Genomic DNA, 17,243 nt, shown 5'->3' with positions numbered 1-17,243 from the left:
ACTGTCACGGGTCAGGTTCTCGGCAAACAGTGTATTGAGCAATCCGAACAACAACGCCGCATCACCGCCCGGGCGCACGAACAGATGCTGGTCGGCCATCGCCGCCGTCTCGCTGCGGCGCGGATCAACCACCACGACTTTGCCGCCGCGAGCCTGGATGGCCTTCAGGCGTTTCTCCACATCCGGCACGGTCATGATGCTGCCGTTGGACGCCAACGGGTTGCCGCCGAGGATCAGCATGAAATCGGTATGGTCGATGTCCGGGATCGGCAGCAACAGGCCGTGGCCGTACATCAGGTGGCTGGTGAGGTGGTGGGGTAACTGGTCCACCGAGGTGGCGGAAAAACGATTGCGGGTCTTCAGCTGGCCAAGGAAGTAGTTGCTGTGGGTCATCAGGCCATAGTTGTGCACGCTCGGATTGCCCTGGTACACCGCCACAGCATTCTGCCCGTGACGCGTCTGAATCGCGGCCAGGCGCTCGGCTACAAGTACAAAGGCGTCTTCCCACGGGATCGGCTGCCATTCGCTGCCCACTCGCAACATGGGCTGGTGCAGGCGGTCCGGGTCATTCTGGATGTCTTGCAGGGCCACGGCCTTGGGGCAGATATGGCCACGGCTGAACGTATCCAGGGGGTCGCCCTTGATCGAGGTGATCGCCAGGCTTGCGTCTTCGCCCTGGGTGGTCTCCAGTGTGAGGCCGCAGATGGCTTCGCACAGATGGCAGGCACGGTGGTGGAGAGTCTTGGTCATGGCCAGTATCTTTTATTGTGGGCTAGGCGCTTCGGACGAAAACTATGGCCCGCCCGGGGCAGCAGCGCCAGCAACGTTCGTCGTGTGAATCCAGGGGCATCAGGCCAGGCCATGAGGAAACATCAGGAAATGTTTCAGAAGCCTTCGGCAGCCCGCTGAAACCGACGCAGCCCGGCCTCAGCCCGCCCTCACGCATTGCAATGTGGCGCAGCGCCAGTGTACAAATGACCCGCTGCTGTCAGGAAACAGGCTTCAAAAGCGCCCTCCCCGCGTCCTTGAACTCCCCTAAAAACTGTAGCCCTATTGGTAAGACGCGACATTTAATTATAAGATCGCGCCTTCCCCTATTTCGTCGCCCCGTGCGGCTTTCGCCGCAGGTCTCGCCCGTTTTCAAAATAAACCAGGCTTTGAGTATCTGCGGTCTGTTGCAAAAAGGTAGTTAATGATGAGCGCAAGGCACTTTCTCTCCCTGATGGATTGCACGCCCGAAGAGCTGGTCAGCGTGCTCCGTCGAGGCATTGAGCTTAAAGACCTGCGTAACCGCGGCGTACTGTTCGAGCCTTTGAAAAACCGCGTGCTCGGGATGATTTTCGAGAAGTCGTCCACCCGTACCCGCGTGTCTTTCGAAGCCGGCATGATTCAGCTCGGCGGCCAGGCTATCTTCCTGTCACCTCGCGATACCCAACTGGGCCGTGGCGAGCCGATCAGCGATTGCGCGATCGTGATGTCGAGCATGCTGGATGCGGTGATGATCCGTACCTTCGCCCACAGCACCCTGACCGAATTTGCCGCCAACTCCCGAGTGCCCGTGATCAACGGCCTGTCCGATGACCTGCACCCCTGCCAGTTGCTGGCCGACATGCAAACCTTCCTCGAACAGCGCGGCTCGATCCAGGGCAAGACCGTGGCCTGGATCGGCGACGGCAACAACATGTGCAACAGCTATATAGAAGCGGCGATTCAGTTCGACTTCAAATTGCGCGTTGCCTGCCCTGAAGGCTACGAGCCGGATGCACGTTTCCTGGCCCAGGCCGGCGACCGCGTGACCATCGTCCGCGACCCGCGTGAGGCGGTCATCGGCGCACACCTGGTGAGCACCGACGTGTGGACCTCCATGGGCCAGGAAGAGGAAACCGCCAAGCGCCTCAAGCTCTTCGCCCCGTTCCAGGTCACCCGCGCCCTGCTCGACCTGGCCGCGCCGGACGTGCTGTTCATGCACTGCCTGCCCGCCCACCGTGGCGAAGAAATCAGTCTCGACCTGCTGGACGATCAACGTTCAGTAGCCTGGGCCCAGGCGGAAAACCGCCTGCACGCACAAAAAGCCCTGCTCGAGTTTCTGGTTGCGCCGGCGTACCGTCCTACATGAGCCAGCCACTACTGCTGAACCTGCGCAATCTGGCATGCGGCTATCAAGACCAACGGGTGGTGCAGAACCTCAATCTGCACCTCAACGCCGGCGACATCGGTTGCCTGCTGGGCTCCTCGGGCTGCGGCAAGACCACCACTCTGCGAGCGATTGCCGGGTTTGAGCCGGTGCATGAAGGCGAGATCAGCCTGGCAGGCGAAGTCATTTCCAGCGCCGGTTTCACACTGGCTCCGGAGAAACGTCGGATCGGCATGGTGTTCCAGGACTACGCGCTGTTTCCACACCTCAGCGTGGCCGACAACATCGCCTTCGGCATTCGCAAGCACCCGCAAAAAGAGCGTGTGGTCGCTGAATTGCTGGAACTGGTGAACCTGAAAAACCTCGGCAAGCGCTTCCCCCACGAACTCTCGGGCGGCCAGCAGCAACGCGTCGCCCTGGCTCGCGCCCTGGCGCCGGAACCGCAATTGTTGCTGCTGGACGAACCCTTCTCCAACCTCGACGGCGAACTGCGGCGCAAACTCAGCCACGAAGTACGCGATATCCTCAAGGCGCGGGGCACCAGTGCGATTCTGGTGACCCACGACCAGGAAGAAGCCTTCGCAGTGAGTGACCATGTCGGCGTGTTCAAGGAGGGTCGCCTGGAGCAGTGGGATACGCCCTACAACCTCTATCACGAACCGCTGACACCCTTTGTCGCCAGCTTCATTGGCCAGGGTTACTTCATTCGCGGGCAGTTGAACACGCCGGAATCGGTTACCACCGAACTGGGGGAGTTGCGCGGCAATCGTGCCTACACTTGGCCAACCGGCGGCGCGGTGGATGTGTTGCTGCGCCCGGACGACATCGTTTATGCACCGGACAGCGCCTTGAAGGCGCGGATTGTCGGCAAGACGTTCCTCGGCGCGTCGACCCTGTATCGCTTGCAGCTGCCGACAGGCGCTCAGCTGGAGTCGATCTTCCCCAGCCACGCCGATCACTTGGTCGGTGCCGACGTGGGCATTCGCGTGGCAGCCGAGCACCTGGTGTTGTTCCAGGCCTCAGGCAGCACCGCAGCACAAATCCCTCAGGTTGAGTCAGGCGTTCGACGCTACAGCACCGCCTCCTGACGTCAACGCATCACGCCCGGCCAATTTCCGCGAACTTGGCCTGGGTGTGTTCGGCCAGCACTGTCGCTGCCAACTCCACCTCAAGCCCCCTTCTCCCCGCACTGATAAAAATTGTCGGAAACGACTGCGCCGTCACATCGATGAAGGTGCGCAGGCGTTTCTTCTGCCCCAGCGGGCTGATGCCGCCCAACAAGTAACCGGTGGCCCGTTGCGCCGCTGCCGGGTCTGCCATCTCGACCTTTTTTACCCCCGCCGCCTGCGCCAACGCCTTTAAATCCAAACTTCCGACGACCGGCACAACCGCCACCAGCAGCTCGGCTTTTTCACTGCTGGCCAGCAGGGTCTTGAACACCTGCGCCGGGTCCAGGCCCAATTTTTCCGCGGCCTCCAGACCATAGGACGCTGCCTTGGGGTCATGTTCGTAACTGTGAATTCGATGTTCGGCGCGAACTTTTTTCAACAGGTCCAATGCGGGCGTCATGTGGGCTCCAGGCTTGGCAAAAAGGTGAAAAAACAGACAGCCAATTCTAGGCCAACAACAAGCAAAAGGCTCTAGTCCGAAGCCCTCTGCCACGCGCTCACGCGCACCTTCCCTGCCGCTTCCCGGGCCCACGGCACGATCATTCATCACACCAATAATTACAAAATGACCGATCGTTCACTTTCGACCTTTGACAGCCGTCATTCTTGTCTATATTTTTTCGTTTACGAATACTGTAGGAATGCACCTACGGATTCACAGCAGTAAGCCGCGAACAGGATGGGGATCCTCGCCACGGTGAAAATCGCCGATTGCCCGTTGCGGCAAAACGCCAGACAACAACAAAAACAGAGGTTTTCCATGACAACTGCTCTTCAACAGCCTTCACTTTCAAGTCAATGCATGGCCGAATTCCTGGGCACTGCGTTGCTGATCTTCTTCGGTACCGGATGTGTTGCTGCGCTCAAGGTCGCGGGTGCCAGCTTTGGGTTGTGGGAAATCAGTATCATCTGGGGGATCGGCGTCAGCATGGCGATCTACCTGAGCGCCGGTATTTCCGGGGCTCACCTGAATCCGGCGGTCAGTATCGCCCTTTGCATCTTTGCCGATTTCGACAAGCGCAAACTGCCGTTCTACATCATCGCCCAGGTCGCCGGGGCCTTCTGTTCGGCCGCGTTGGTTTACACGCTCTACAGCAACCTGTTTTTCGATTACGAACAAACCCACCACATGATTCGCGGCACCCAGGCCAGCCTGGAACTGGCGTCGGTGTTCTCCACCTACCCGCATCCGCTGCTGGGCACGGCCCAGGCGTTCCTGGTGGAAATGGTCATCACCGCGATCCTGATGGGTGTGATCATGGCCCTGACCGATGACAACAACGGCCTGCCCCGCGGCCCGTTGGCGCCGCTGCTGATTGGTTTGCTGATTGCCGTGATCGGCAGTGCCATGGGCCCGCTGACCGGCTTTGCGATGAACCCGGCCCGTGACTTCGGCCCCAAGCTGATGACCTTTTTCGCCGGTTGGGGTGAAATGGCTTTCACTGGCGGGCGCGACATTCCTTACTTCCTGATTCCGATCTTTGCGCCGATTGTCGGCGCCTGCCTCGGTGCTGCCGCCTATCGCGGGCTGATTGCCCGTCACCTGCCCAGCGCCGCACCTGCTACAACTGATGCAACCGAAGCGGCTGCCACCGCCAAAACCCGTACTTCCTGATGCGATAGCCTGGACCGTACTGCCCTTTTGCGGCCCAGGCTGTTTACTGACTTCCCTATTCTCCGTCCAAGGCAATCGACATGACCGACATTCAGAATAAGAACTACATCATTGCCCTCGATCAGGGCACCACCAGTTCCCGGGCGATCATCTTCGATCGTGACGCCAACGTGGTCTGCACCGCCCAGCGTGAATTCACCCAGCATTACCCGCAAGCCGGCTGGGTCGAACATGACCCGATGGAGATTTTCGCCACCCAGAGCGCGGTGATGGTCGAGGCCCTGGCACAAGCCGGCCTGCACCATGACCAGGTCGCGGCAATCGGTATCACCAACCAGCGTGAAACCACCGTGGTATGGGACAAAATCACCGGCCGCCCGATCTACAACGCGATCGTCTGGCAATGCCGCCGCAGCACCGAGATCTGCCAGCAGCTCAAGCGCGACGGTCACGAGCAATACATCAACGACACCACCGGCCTGGTCACCGACCCGTACTTCTCCGGCACCAAGCTCAAGTGGATCCTCGACAACGTCGAAGGCAGTCGCGAACGTGCGCGTAACGGCGAGCTGCTGTTCGGCACCATCGACAGCTGGCTGATCTGGAAATTTACCGGCGGCAAGACCCACGTCACCGACTACACCAACGCCTCGCGCACCATGCTCTTCAACATCCACACGCTGGAATGGGATTCGAAGATGCTGGAGATTCTCGACGTGCCGCGCGAAATGCTGCCGGAAGTGAAGTCTTCCTCGGAAATCTACGGTCGCACCAAAAGCGGTATCGCCATCGGCGGTATCGCCGGTGACCAGCAGGCGGCGCTGTTTGGCCAAATGTGCGTAGAACCGGGCCAGGCGAAAAACACCTACGGCACCGGCTGCTTCCTGCTGATGAACACCGGCGACAAGGCGGTGAAATCCAAGCACGGCATGCTCACCACCATCGCCTGCGGCCCGCGTGGCGAAGTGGCCTACGCCCTGGAAGGCGCCGTGTTCAACGGCGGTTCCACCGTGCAATGGCTGCGTGACGAGCTGAAGATCATCGCCGATGCCACCGACACCGAATACTTCGCCGGCAAGGTCAAAGACAGCAACGGCGTGTACCTGGTGCCAGCCTTCACCGGCCTGGGCGCTCCGTACTGGGACCCGTATGCCCGTGGTGCGCTGTTCGGACTGACCCGTGGCGTACGCGTGGATCACATCATTCGTGCAGCCCTGGAGTCGATTGCCTACCAGACCCGCGACGTACTCGATGCCATGCAGCAGGATTCCGGCGAACGCCTCAAATCCCTGCGGGTAGACGGTGGCGCGGTCGCCAACAACTTCCTGATGCAGTTCCAGGCCGACATCCTCGGTACCCAGGTTGAACGCCCACAAATGCGCGAAACCACCGCGTTGGGCGCCGCCTACCTGGCCGGCCTGGCGTGCGGTTTCTGGGGCAGCCTGGACGAACTGCGTGGCAAGGCGGTAATCGAGCGTCAATTCGAACCGCAGCTGGAAGAAGCGGCGAAGGAAAAACTCTACGCCGGCTGGCAGAAAGCAGTCAGCCGCACCCGCGACTGGGAACCCCACGAAGGCGCTGAATAAGCCAAGCGCCGGACGCGCATAGGGTTGTAACTGGCAGGGAGCAGATTCCTGCGTCATCATGGGCCACTTTTTACGGCAGCCCAAAGGACGCACCATGAATCTGCCTCCCCGCCAGCAACAAATCCTCGAACTGGTTCGCGAACGCGGCTATGTGAGTATCGAGGAAATGGCGCAGCTCTTCGTTGTCACCCCGCAAACCATCCGCCGCGATATCAATCAACTGGCGGAAGCCAATCTGTTGCGCCGCTACCATGGCGGCGCAGCCTATGATTCCAGCGTTGAAAACACCGCGTACGCCATGCGTGCCGACCAGATGCGCGACGAAAAACAGCGCATCGGCGAAGCCATCGCCGCGCAAATCCCCGATCACGCCTCGCTGTTTATCAACATCGGTACCACCACCGAATCGATCGCGCGTGCGCTGCTTAACCACAGCCACCTGAAAATCATCACCAATAACCTCAACGTCGCCATGATGCTGAGTGCCAAAGACGACTTCGACGTACTCCTGACCGGCGGCAACGTGCGCCGGGATGGCGGTGTGGTAGGCCAGGCCAGCGTTGATTTCATCAACCAGTTCAAGGTCGATTTCGCCTTGGTGGGCATCAGCGGTATCGATGAAGACGGCAGCCTTCTGGACTTCGATTATCAGGAAGTACGGGTTTCCCAGGCGATCATTGCCAATGCGCGCAAGGTGATCCTGGCGGCGGACTCCAGCAAATTCGGGCGCAACGCCATGATTCGCCTGGGACCCATCAGTTTGATTGATTGTTTAGTCACCGATCAGCAGCCGGTCCCGGCACTGGTGCAACTGTTGAATCAGCACAAGATTCGACTGGAAGTGGTGTAAGCCTATACAGGGGGTGTCCTGCCCCCTGATGTTCACAAATTTTCCTTTGTTCGCCCTTCGATCAGTATTTTCAATCGAAGCGGGCTGGCTGTACCTGCGTTTATAAGCTACCATTTTCGCAAATGAACATTTATGTTCGAATTCCAATACGAAAAAGATTGCGAGGCCAGCCGATGAACCCTTCTACCTTGCCTGCCCCACCGCTTGCCGAAGTCTATGACGTCGCCGTTATCGGTGGCGGGATCAATGGCGTCGGGATTGCAGCAGACGCAGCCGGTCGCGGTTTGTCGGTATTCCTTTGCGAAAAGGACGACCTGGCCAGCCACACTTCCTCCGCGAGCAGCAAGCTGATCCACGGTGGCCTGCGTTACCTGGAGCATTACGAATTCCGCCTGGTGCGCGAAGCCCTGGCTGAACGTGAGGTGCTGTTGGCCAAGGCCCCGCACATCGTCAAGCAGATGCGCTTTGTATTGCCCCACCGCCCGCACCTGCGTCCGGCATGGATGATTCGCGCCGGCCTGTTCCTGTATGACCATCTGGGCAAGCGGGAAAAACTCGAAGGCTCCAAGAGTCTCAAGTTCGGCCCCGACAGCCCGCTGAAAAGCGAAATCACCAAAGGCTTCGAATACTCCGATTGTTGGGTCGACGACGCCCGCCTTGTAGTACTCAACGCCATGGCTGCGCGGGAAAAGGGTGCGCACATCCACACCCAGACCCGTTGCGTCAGCGCACACCGCAGCAAAGGCCTGTGGGAAATGAACATGGAACGTGCCGACGGCAGCCTGTTCTCGATCCGCGCCCGAGCGCTGGTGAACGCCGCCGGCCCGTGGGTGGCCAAGTTCATCAAGGATGACTTGAAGCTGGATTCGCCCTACGGCATCCGTCTGATCCAGGGCAGCCACCTGATCGTACCGAAGCTGTATGAAGGCGCCCACGCGCACATCCTGCAGAACGAAGACCAGCGTATCGTCTTCACCATTCCGTACCTGAACCACCTGACCATCATCGGCACCACCGACCGCGAATACACCGGCGACCCGGCGAAAGTGGCGATTACCGAAGGTGAAACCGACTACATGCTCAACGTGGTCAACGCGCACTTCAAGAAACAACTGAGCCGCGATGACATCGTGCACACCTATTCCGGCGTGCGCCCGCTGTGCAACGACGAGTCCGACAACCCGTCGGCCGTGACCCGCGACTACACCCTGGCGCTGTCCGGCACCTCGGGCGAGGCGCCGTTGCTGTCGGTGTTCGGCGGCAAGCTGACCACCTACCGCAAGCTGGCCGAATCGGCGATGGCACAACTGGCGCCTTACTTCACGCAGATGCGCCCAAGCTGGACGGCTACAGCCACCCTGCCCGGCGGCGAAAACATGAGCACGCCAGAAGCCCTGGCCGATGCAATCCGTAGCAAATACGACTGGGTGCCGAGCGAGATTGCCCGTCGCTGGTCCACCACTTACGGCAGCCGCACCTGGCGCCTGCTGGAAGGCGTGCAATCGCTGGCGGACATGGGTGACCACCTCGGTGGCGGCCTGTACACCCGCGAAGTCGATTACCTGTGCGCTGAAGAATGGGCCACTCAGCCCCAGGACATCCTGTGGCGCCGCAGCAAGCTGGGCCTGTTCACCACGCCGCAGGAGCAGGAGAACGTGCAGCGTTACCTGTCCAAGGTTGAGCACAACCGCGGCAAGATCGAAGCGGCCTGATCAGCCCGACGTAAAAAAGCCCCTGCACCGAAAGGTCCAGGGGCTTTTTCATGCCTGCAGATGACGCTGATAGCGCAGGCCCATTTCACGAATCCCGCTGAAGGCAGAGCCCAGCAACACGGGATAAGCCGCCTGCAAAAAGCCTGGCGTGGCCGTCGCGAGAGCCCGCTCCAACCATAGGCAGGCCTGCACTTCGTCGCCGTCGTGAGCCAGCTCCGCAGCATGGTTGTATTGCCCGCGGAAATCCCCGGCCTCGGCTGAGCGCTGATACCACTGGCGCGCCAGTTGAACATCCTTGGGCACCACCACGCCTTCATGGTGGAACCGCCCCAACAGGTTCATCGACTTGGCGTGCCCCTTGGCCGCAGCCTGGCGGAACAGTTCATATGCCGCGACAAGGTCACGCTCCACACCACGGCCACGCGTCAGCAACTGGCCGTAGTTATACAAACCCCAATCCAGCCCCAGATCGGCGGCCTTGCGGTAATGCCGCGCACTGTCTTCCAAGTCGACCTCGCAGCCCCAGCCATTCTCCAGGCAGCGCCCGATCATGTTGATCGCCATGGGGTGACGCTGCCGCGCAGCGATGCGAAACCAGCTCAACCCCAGCGCCTCATCCTTCTGCACGCCACGACCGTCGAGCAGCAGCTGGGCCAGGGTCGCCTGTGCGTCGGCATCTCCCAGCTGTGCCGCATGCATCACCCAGCGCACATAGGCACGCGGGTTATCACCGATATCCGAGGGCTCGCTGCCTGGCTGTGCGCTCTGCATTCCTGCCCCGAGTAGCGATCAAGGACCGCAAAAAGTTTCATGATTTATTTGGTTACAAAGTATTACATTTGAGATCGCTTATCAATTACGATCGCATCTCACTAACACTAACAAGAGATTACTCAATGGCTACCGGCATCAGTTCTGCCCCCCTCTCATCGCGGCATTTGCTCGCGTCGGCAGTGGGCCTGGCAGTGGCTGCGCAAGGAGGATTCAGTTACGCGGCGGAGCCCGCACCAGAAGACAACACAGGGGTCATCCAACTCGGCGCGACCAGCATCGAAGGCCAGGCCCCGAGCCAGAGCGTCTACAACCCTGTGGCGCCTTCTTCCCCCAAGTACACCGAGGCCCTGCGCGACACGCCGCAGACCATCACGGTGGTGCCCAAGGAAGTCATTCATGACCAGAACCTGCTGACCCTGCGCGACGTGCTCAGCACCGTGCCGGGGATCACCTTCGGGGCCGGCGAAGGCGGCAGCGGGTATGGCGACAGCATCAACCTGCGCGGCTTCTCCGCCAGCGGCGACATCTACGTAGACGGCGTGCGTGACAGCGCGCAGTACAGCCGAACCGACCCGTTCAACCTGGAGCAGGTCGAAGTCGTCAGCGGCGCAAGTTCGGTGTATTCCGGCTCCGGCGCGGTCGGTGGCACCATCAACCTGGTGAGCAAACAGCCGGAATTACGCGACAAAACCACCATCAGTGCGGGCATCGGCACCGATAACTACAAGCGCACCACCCTGGACACCAACCAGACGCTGAACGACACCACCGCGTTCCGCCTGAACCTGATGGCCCATGGTAACGACGTGCCTGGCCGCGATTATGAAGATTACGAACGCTGGGGCATCGCGCCCTCCATCGCGTTTGGCCTGGGCACGCCGACACGTGTCACCGTCAGTTATGAGCACCAGAAAGACGACAACACACCGCAATACGGTATCCCCATCTACAACGGCAAGCCCATGCCGGGCGTGGGTTGGAGTGACTACTACGGCTACCACAACATCAATGACCAGCAAATCACCTCGGACTCGTTCAGCCTGAAGCTCGAACACGACTTCAACGACGCCGTGTCCGTGCGCAACTTCACCCGCGTCGAGCGGGTGCGCCAGGACCTGCGCGCCTCAGGCCCCGAAGGTGCATTGACCGGCTGTCTGGCCAGCGGCACCCAGATCACCGGCGCCCCTTGCGCCGCAGGCCTGCAGCCAGGCTACTTCCAGCCAAGCGGCGGCTCACTGGGTAACGAGCGCAACACCCAGAACAAGATGTTCACCAACCAGACCGACGTCACCAGCCACTTCAGCACCGGGTTCATCGACCACACGCTGGTGACCGGCATCGCCATCAGCCGCGAGGAATACGAGGCGGATACCGGTAAATGGCTGACCAACGCCAACGGCAGCACCATCGTCCCACCACCGGTCAGCTACAGCGACCCGAACTCCGAATGGTCCGGCCCCGTCAACTTCACCCGGGCCGCCCACATTGACGGCGCGCTGAACAACCGCGCCGCCTATGCCTTCGACACGCTCAAGCTCAACCCACAGTGGGAAATCAACGGCGGCCTGCGTTACGAGCACAACGCCGGCAGCTCGGTGACCAATGCCTATTCCAGCACTGGCGTGGAAACGCCCGGCACTCGCTACGGCCAGGCGGATGACCTGACCTCCTACCGCCTGGCGCTGGTCTACAAACCGGTGGAAAACGGCAGCTTCTATATCGCCTACGGCAACAGCAAGACGCCGTCCCAGGCCAGCGTCAATGGGGGTTGCTACACCCCGGCCAAAAGCTCAAGCATCGCCACCAACAACTGCGATGTTTCCCCGGAAACCGCCGTCAGCTATGAGATCGGCACCAAATGGGACCTGCTCGACAATGCCCTGTCGCTGACGGGCGCGATCTTCCGCAATGACCGCACCAACTATAAAGTCGCCGACAATGACCCGAGCAACCTGAGCGGCACCCAGACCCTCGACGGCAAGGCACGTGCAGACGGTGTGGCGCTGGGCCTGAGCGGCCAACTTACTGACCACTGGAAAGTCTTCGCCAACTACACCTACCTGAACACTCGTGTGCTGCGCAGCGCCAGCGATTACACCCTGGCGACCACCGGCATCGACGTGCAGAAAGGCGAGCCGCTGACCTTCACCCCCAAACATGCAGCCAGCATCTGGACGGTGTACGACCTGCCCTACGACTTCCAGGTGGGCTACGGCATCACGGCGCAAACCAAGCAGTACCTGGTCAGCGCCGCCAACTCGCCGACTTCCCCCGGCTATGCGGTGCAGCGTGCGATGCTCGGTTACAAGGTCAACAAACAGTTGAACCTGCAGCTGAACATCAACAACCTGTTCGACAAGGAGTACCTCACCCGTATCCGCAACAACGGTTGGGCAGTGCCCGGCGATGGCCGCGCGGCAGTGGTGTCGGCCGACTACACGTTCTGACAGAGCCACACCCAAAAGCCCCGGGAGCCACACTCTCGGGGCTTTTTCATGGGCGATACAGGCCCACGCCGCCATTCGGTTTTCCGAACGCCATAGCTCAACCTATTCGGTTTGCCGGACCAAAACAGGAGAAAAAACCCGTAACACAAAGTTAATCTCTATATAAATCATATGGTTAACCTTTTATTTCTGGTCTGGCACGACTCATGCTCTACACTCGTAGGCGATTGCCTGAGGCGCCTCAGGAGCCGTCACAGGCTTTCGCAGTACTGTTTATATAAAAACGTGGCCGTCCCAACCGGTCTCATAAAAAAAACAAATGTCGAGGAAGTATTGATGCGCATCGTTCCCCATATCCTGGGCGCAGCTATCGCTGCTGCTCTGATCAGCACTCCAGTTTTCGCCGCCGAACTCACCGGCACACTGAAGAAAATCAACGACTCCGGCACGATCACTCTCGCTCACCGCGACAGCTCCATTCCGTTTTCCTATATCGCGGATGGTTCGGGCAAACCCGTGGGCTACTCCCACGACATTCAGCTGGCTATCGTTGAAGCCCTGAAAAAAGACCTGAACAAACCCGACCTGAAGACCAAGTACAACCTGGTCACCTCGCAAACCCGTATCCCGCTGATCCAGAACGGCACCGCGGATATCGAGTGCGGCTCCACCACCAACAACGCCGAGCGCGCCCAGCAGGTTGACTTCACCGTCAATATCTTCGAAATCGGCACCCGCCTGCTGGTCAAGAAAGACAAGGAAGGCAAGCCGTCCTACAGCGATTTCGCCGACCTGAAAGGCAAGAACGTCGTGACCACCGCCGGCACCACGTCCGAGCGCATCATCAAGGCGATGAACGCCGACAAGCAGATGGGCATGAACGTCATCTCCGCCAAGGACCACGGCGAATCCTTCCAGATGCTGGAAAGCGGCCGCGCCGTTGCCTTCATGATGGACGACGCCCTGCTGGCCGGTGAAGAAGCCAAGGCCAAGAAACCGGACGACTGGGTCATCACCGGTACTCCACAGTCCTTCGAAGCCTACGCCTGCATGGTTCGCAAAGACGACCCAGCCTTCAAGAAGGCCGTGGATGATGCGATCGTCGGCCTGTACAAGTCCGGCGAGATCAACAAGATCTACAGCAAGTGGTTCGAGAGCCCGATTCCACCAAAAGGCCTGAACCTCAACTTCCCGATGAGCGACAAGGTCAAGGATCTGATCGCCAACCCAAGCGACAAGCCAGCGCCTGACGTAAAAATCTGATACCTGACTAAGCTTATGTCCTGAGGGAGCCAACCCTCCCTCAGGCGTCTGTTGCTACCTGCTGGCTTTAATTTTGGAACACTCGACCTGGCGGTTTTCGAGCCGATCGCGTGTGCCTGGCGTTCACCGTCGGGCGGGAAAGGATCTTCCCCAAGCGGGTGCTTGTACATCGATCGATCTCGAGGGGAGACCCTAATGAATTACAACTGGGACTGGGGCGTGTTCTTCAAGTCCACCGGCGTGGGCAGCGAGACTTATCTCGACTGGTACATCGCCGGCTTGGGCTGGACCATTGCCATCGCCGTCGTGGCATGGATTATCGCCTTGCTGCTGGGGTCCATTCTGGGCGTCATGCGCACCGTGCCAAACCGCATCGTATCGGGCATCGCGACCTGCTACGTGGAACTGTTTCGCAACGTACCGCTGCTGGTTCAGCTGTTCATCTGGTATTTCCTGATACCCGACCTGCTGCCGCAGAACCTGCAGGACTGGTATAAACAAGACCTCAACCCGACCACCTCGGCCTACCTGAGCGTTGTCGTGTGTCTGGGCCTGTTCACCGCTGCCCGGGTGTGCGAACAAGTGCGTACCGGCATCCAGGCGCTGCCACGGGGCCAGGAATCCGCCGCACGCGCCATGGGATTCAAGCTGCCGCAGATCTACTGGAACGTGCTGCTGCCCCAGGCCTACCGGATCATCATTCCGCCGCTTACCTCGGAATTCCTCAACGTCTTCAAGAACTCCTCCGTGGCGTCCCTGATCGGCTTGATGGAACTGCTGGCGCAAACCAAACAGACCGCCGAGTTCTCGGCCAACCTGTTCGAGGCCTTCACCCTGGCCACGCTGATCTATTTCACCCTGAACATGAGCCTGATGCTGCTGATGCGCGTGGTCGAGAAGAAAGTCGCCGTGCCCGGCCTGATCTCCGTGGGGGGTAAATAATGGACTTCGATTTCAGCGGCATCATCCCCGCCATCCCGGGCCTGTGGAACGGCATGGTCATGACCTTGCAGTTGATGGTCATGGGCGTGGTCGGCGGCATCATCCTGGGTACGATCCTCGCGCTGATGCGCCTGTCGTCCAGCAAACTGCTGTCGCGCCTGGCCGGCGCCTACGTGAACTACTTCCGCTCGATCCCGCTGCTGCTGGTGATCACCTGGTTCTACCTGGCGGTGCCGTTCGTGCTGCGCTGGATCACCGGCGAAGACACCCCGATCGGTGCGTTCACCTCCTGCGTCGTGGCCTTCATGATGTTCGAGGCGGCGTACTTCTGCGAAATCGTGCGGGCCGGCGTGCAGTCGATCCCCAAGGGCCAGATGGCCGCGGCGCAAGCGATGGGCATGACCTACGGCCAGACCATGCGCCTGATCATCCTGCCCCAGGCGTTCCGCAAGATGACCCCGTTGCTGCTGCAACAATCGATCATCCTGTTCCAGGACACCTCGCTGGTCTACACCGTGGGCCTGGTGGACTTCCTCAACTCCGCCCGTTCCAACGGCGACATCATCGGCCGCTCCAATGAGTTCCTGATCTTCGCCGGTGTCGTCTACTTCATCATCAGCTTTTCCGCCTCGCTGCTGGTCAAGCGTCTGCAAAAAAGGTTTGCCGTATGATCTCTATCAAGAATATCAACAAGTGGTATGGCGACTTCCAGGTGCTGACCGATTGCAGCACCGAGGTTAAAAAAGGCGAAGTGATCGTGGTGTGCGGGCCGTCCGGCTCGGGCAAATCGACCCTGATCAAGTGCGTCAACGCCCTGGAACCGTTCCAGAAAGGCGACGTGGTGGTCGATGGCACCTCCATTGCCGACCCGAAGACCAACCTGCCGAAACTGCGCTCGCGCGTTGGCATGGTGTTCCAGCACTTCGAGCTGTTTCCGCACCTGACCATCACCGAAAACCTGACCATCGCGCAGATCAAGGTATTGGGCCGCAGCAAGGAAGAAGCCACCAAGAAGGGCCTGCAACTGCTGGAGCGCGTCGGCCTGTCGGCTCACGCCCACAAGCACCCGGGCCAGCTTTCCGGCGGCCAGCAACAGCGTGTGGCGATTGCCCGTGCGCTGGCGATGGACCCGATCGTCATGCTGTTCGACGAACCGACCTCGGCCCTCGACCCGGAAATGGTCAACGAAGTGCTCGACGTGATGGTGCAACTGGCCCAGGAAGGCATGACCATGATGTGCGTGACCCACGAAATGGGTTTCGCCCGCAAGGTAGCCGACCGGGTGATCTTCATGGACGCCGGCAAGATCATCGAAGACTGCCCGAAAGAGGAATTCTTCGGCGACATCAGCGCCCGCTCCGAGCGTGCGCAGCACTTCCTCGAGAAAATCCTGCAGCACTAAGCACTGCCCTGTTGTGGTGGGTCGGGCAACCCCACTCACCACAACTGGTTGACCCAAGGCATCTGTGATGAAATGCGACCCCAACCTCTTTCGCGCCGCGCCGCCATCACTTGCCGTGAAGCCTCGTCTGATTCGCCAATTGTTCCTGCCGCCGCTGATCATCGCCCTGATGATCGGACTGGGTTACGTCGGCTTCTGGATCAGCGAGTTCTATGGGATCCGCACCCTCAGCGATACCGGCGAACGCCAACTGGAATTGCACGCCCGCACCGTCGAGAGCGAACTCAGCAAATACACCTACCTGCCCAGTCTCCTGGAGCTGGAATCCAGCGTCTCCAGGCTGTTGGCCGACCCGAATCAAGAAACCCGCAAAACCGTCAACGACTACCTCGAAGGCCTGAACCGGCGCAGTCGCAGCCGGGCGATCTACGTGATGGACACCACCGGCCGTGTGCTGGCGACCAGTAACTGGCGCGATGCCGACAGTTACCAGGGTGAAGACCTGTCCTTCCGTGCCTATTTCCAGAATGCCGTGCGCGGCCAGCCCGGCCGGTTCTACGGCATCGGCAGCACCAACGGCGAACCCGGCTATTACCTGGCCCATGGCCTGGAAGAGCACGGCAAGATCATCGGCGTCGCCGTGGTCAAGGTACGCCTGGAAGCGCTGGAAGAGCGCTGGCAGCGGGCGCGCCTGGAGGCCTTCGTCAGTGACGAGAACGGCATCATCATTCTCTCCAGCGACCCGGCCCGTCGCCTCAAGTCCGTGCGGCCATTGAGCGATGACACCAAGGACCGCCTCGCCCACAGCCTGCAATACTACTGGGCGACGCTCAACGAGCTGGAACCACTGGCCCGCGAACGCCTCAACGAAGGCACCGAGAAATTGACCTTCCCGGCCAACAGCGAAGTGGTGGCCGACGAGCATGAGGTCAGCTACCTGGCCCAGACCCGCCCACTGAACGACACCCCCTGGAATTTCACCCTGCTCACCCCGCTGAACGACCTGCGCCGGGCCGCCATCAACCAGGGCATCCTGGTGGCCGTAGCCTTTGCGCTGGTGGCATTCCTGCTGATTGCCTGGAACGAGCGCCGCAAGGTGATTGCCACCCGCCTCGCCGCCCGGGAAGCCCTGCAGGAAGCCAATAACCAGCTGGAGCGACGGATTGCCGAACGCACCACCGACCTGCGGGCCAGCAACGAGCGGCTCAAGAGCCAGATTCGCGAGCGGCGCCAGGCCGAGGAAACCTTGCGCCGGGCCCAGGACGAACTGGTGCAGGCCGGCAAACTCGCGGCCATCGGCCAGATGTCCACCGGCATCGCCCATGAATTGAACCAGCCACTGGCCGCCC

Annotated in this window: 15 protein-coding genes; 12 read left to right on the top strand and 3 right to left on the bottom strand. The window is 60.3% G+C overall.

Annotated features, from left to right (window positions below; translation table 11 throughout):
• Positions 1 to 750 (bottom strand): molybdopterin-dependent oxidoreductase (locus tag HX846_RS06975; RefSeq protein WP_178965178.1); only part of this gene is annotated, 750 nt, incomplete at its 3' end.
• A gap of 445 nt (positions 751 to 1,195) precedes the next feature.
• On the opposite strand from HX846_RS06975, the gene argF reads away from it, so the two are divergent.
• A complete protein-coding gene (gene argF / locus HX846_RS06970; RefSeq protein WP_178965177.1) occupies positions 1,196 to 2,116 on the top strand; it encodes an ornithine carbamoyltransferase in 921 nt (306 codons plus the stop codon).
• A complete protein-coding gene (locus tag HX846_RS06965; protein ID WP_008433494.1) occupies positions 2,113 to 3,222 on the top strand; it encodes an ABC transporter ATP-binding protein in 1,110 nt (369 codons plus the stop codon). Before argF ends, HX846_RS06965 begins: the two co-directional genes overlap by 4 nt.
• A 10-nt stretch (positions 3,223 to 3,232) precedes the next feature.
• Here the strand turns inward: HX846_RS06965 and ybaK are convergent, their stop codons facing one another.
• Positions 3,233 to 3,703: a Cys-tRNA(Pro) deacylase gene (gene ybaK, locus HX846_RS06960; protein ID WP_003208718.1), complete on the bottom strand. Its 471-nt coding sequence runs from the start codon at positions 3,701 to 3,703 to the stop codon at positions 3,233 to 3,235.
• A 360-nt stretch (positions 3,704 to 4,063) separates the two neighbouring features.
• Between ybaK and HX846_RS06955 the strand changes: the two genes are divergently transcribed.
• The 4 genes from HX846_RS06955 (at position 4,064) to glpD (ending at position 9,066) form a co-directional block, all read left to right on the top strand.
• Positions 4,064 to 4,918 carry an MIP/aquaporin family protein gene (locus HX846_RS06955; protein WP_008433490.1) on the top strand — a complete coding sequence of 285 codons (855 nt, stop codon included), beginning with the start codon at positions 4,064 to 4,066 and terminating at the stop codon, positions 4,916 to 4,918.
• 80 nt (positions 4,919 to 4,998) lie between these two features.
• Complete coding sequence (gene glpK / locus HX846_RS06950) at positions 4,999 to 6,504, top strand: glycerol kinase GlpK (RefSeq protein ID WP_063027424.1); 1,506 nt, start codon at positions 4,999 to 5,001, stop codon at positions 6,502 to 6,504.
• A 94-nt stretch (positions 6,505 to 6,598) separates the two neighbouring features.
• Entirely contained in the window at positions 6,599 to 7,354 is a 756-nt protein-coding gene (locus HX846_RS06945) for a DeoR/GlpR family transcriptional regulator (protein WP_003208723.1), read from the top strand.
• Between the two features lie 173 nt (positions 7,355 to 7,527).
• A complete protein-coding gene (gene glpD, locus HX846_RS06940; protein ID WP_008433488.1) occupies positions 7,528 to 9,066 on the top strand; it encodes a glycerol-3-phosphate dehydrogenase in 1,539 nt (512 codons plus the stop codon).
• Between the two features lie 48 nt (positions 9,067 to 9,114).
• On the opposite strand, the gene HX846_RS06935 is transcribed toward glpD, so the two are convergent.
• Positions 9,115 to 9,837: a tetratricopeptide repeat protein gene (locus HX846_RS06935; RefSeq protein WP_003208726.1), complete on the bottom strand. Its 723-nt coding sequence runs from the start codon at positions 9,835 to 9,837 to the stop codon at positions 9,115 to 9,117.
• A 125-nt stretch (positions 9,838 to 9,962) separates the two neighbouring features.
• On the opposite strand from HX846_RS06935, the gene HX846_RS06930 reads away from it, so the two are divergent.
• The 6 genes from HX846_RS06930 to HX846_RS06905 all read left to right on the top strand — a co-directional run.
• Entirely contained in the window at positions 9,963 to 12,287 is a 2,325-nt protein-coding gene (locus HX846_RS06930; RefSeq protein WP_102369838.1) for a TonB-dependent siderophore receptor, read from the top strand.
• A gap of 336 nt (positions 12,288 to 12,623) precedes the next feature.
• A complete protein-coding gene (locus tag HX846_RS06925; RefSeq protein ID WP_008433481.1) occupies positions 12,624 to 13,550 on the top strand; it encodes a glutamate/aspartate ABC transporter substrate-binding protein in 927 nt (308 codons plus the stop codon).
• Positions 13,551 to 13,745: 195 nt separating this feature from the next.
• Positions 13,746 to 14,492, top strand: coding sequence for an amino acid ABC transporter permease (locus HX846_RS06920; RefSeq protein ID WP_003208731.1), 747 nt, complete (start codon positions 13,746 to 13,748; stop codon positions 14,490 to 14,492).
• The gene (locus HX846_RS06915; RefSeq protein ID WP_003208733.1) at positions 14,492 to 15,163 is read left to right on the top strand and encodes an amino acid ABC transporter permease; all 672 of its coding nucleotides are present in this window, start codon (positions 14,492 to 14,494) and stop codon (positions 15,161 to 15,163) included. Before HX846_RS06920 ends, HX846_RS06915 begins: the two co-directional genes overlap by 1 nt.
• A complete protein-coding gene (locus HX846_RS06910; RefSeq protein ID WP_003208734.1) occupies positions 15,160 to 15,894 on the top strand; it encodes an amino acid ABC transporter ATP-binding protein in 735 nt (244 codons plus the stop codon). The genes HX846_RS06915 and HX846_RS06910 overlap by 4 nt, the downstream gene beginning before the upstream one ends.
• Positions 15,895 to 15,961: 67 nt before the next feature.
• A partial coding sequence (locus HX846_RS06905) for a cache domain-containing protein (protein ID WP_178965176.1) occupies positions 15,962 to 17,243 on the top strand: 1,282 nt, incomplete at its 3' end.

It is taken from the genome of Pseudomonas sp. K5002, assembly GCF_013386655.1.
Lineage (GTDB): Bacteria > Pseudomonadota > Gammaproteobacteria > Pseudomonadales > Pseudomonadaceae > Aquipseudomonas.
The sequence above is the reverse complement of the archived record's forward strand: the minus strand, read 5'-3'. Positions and strand labels throughout refer to the sequence as shown.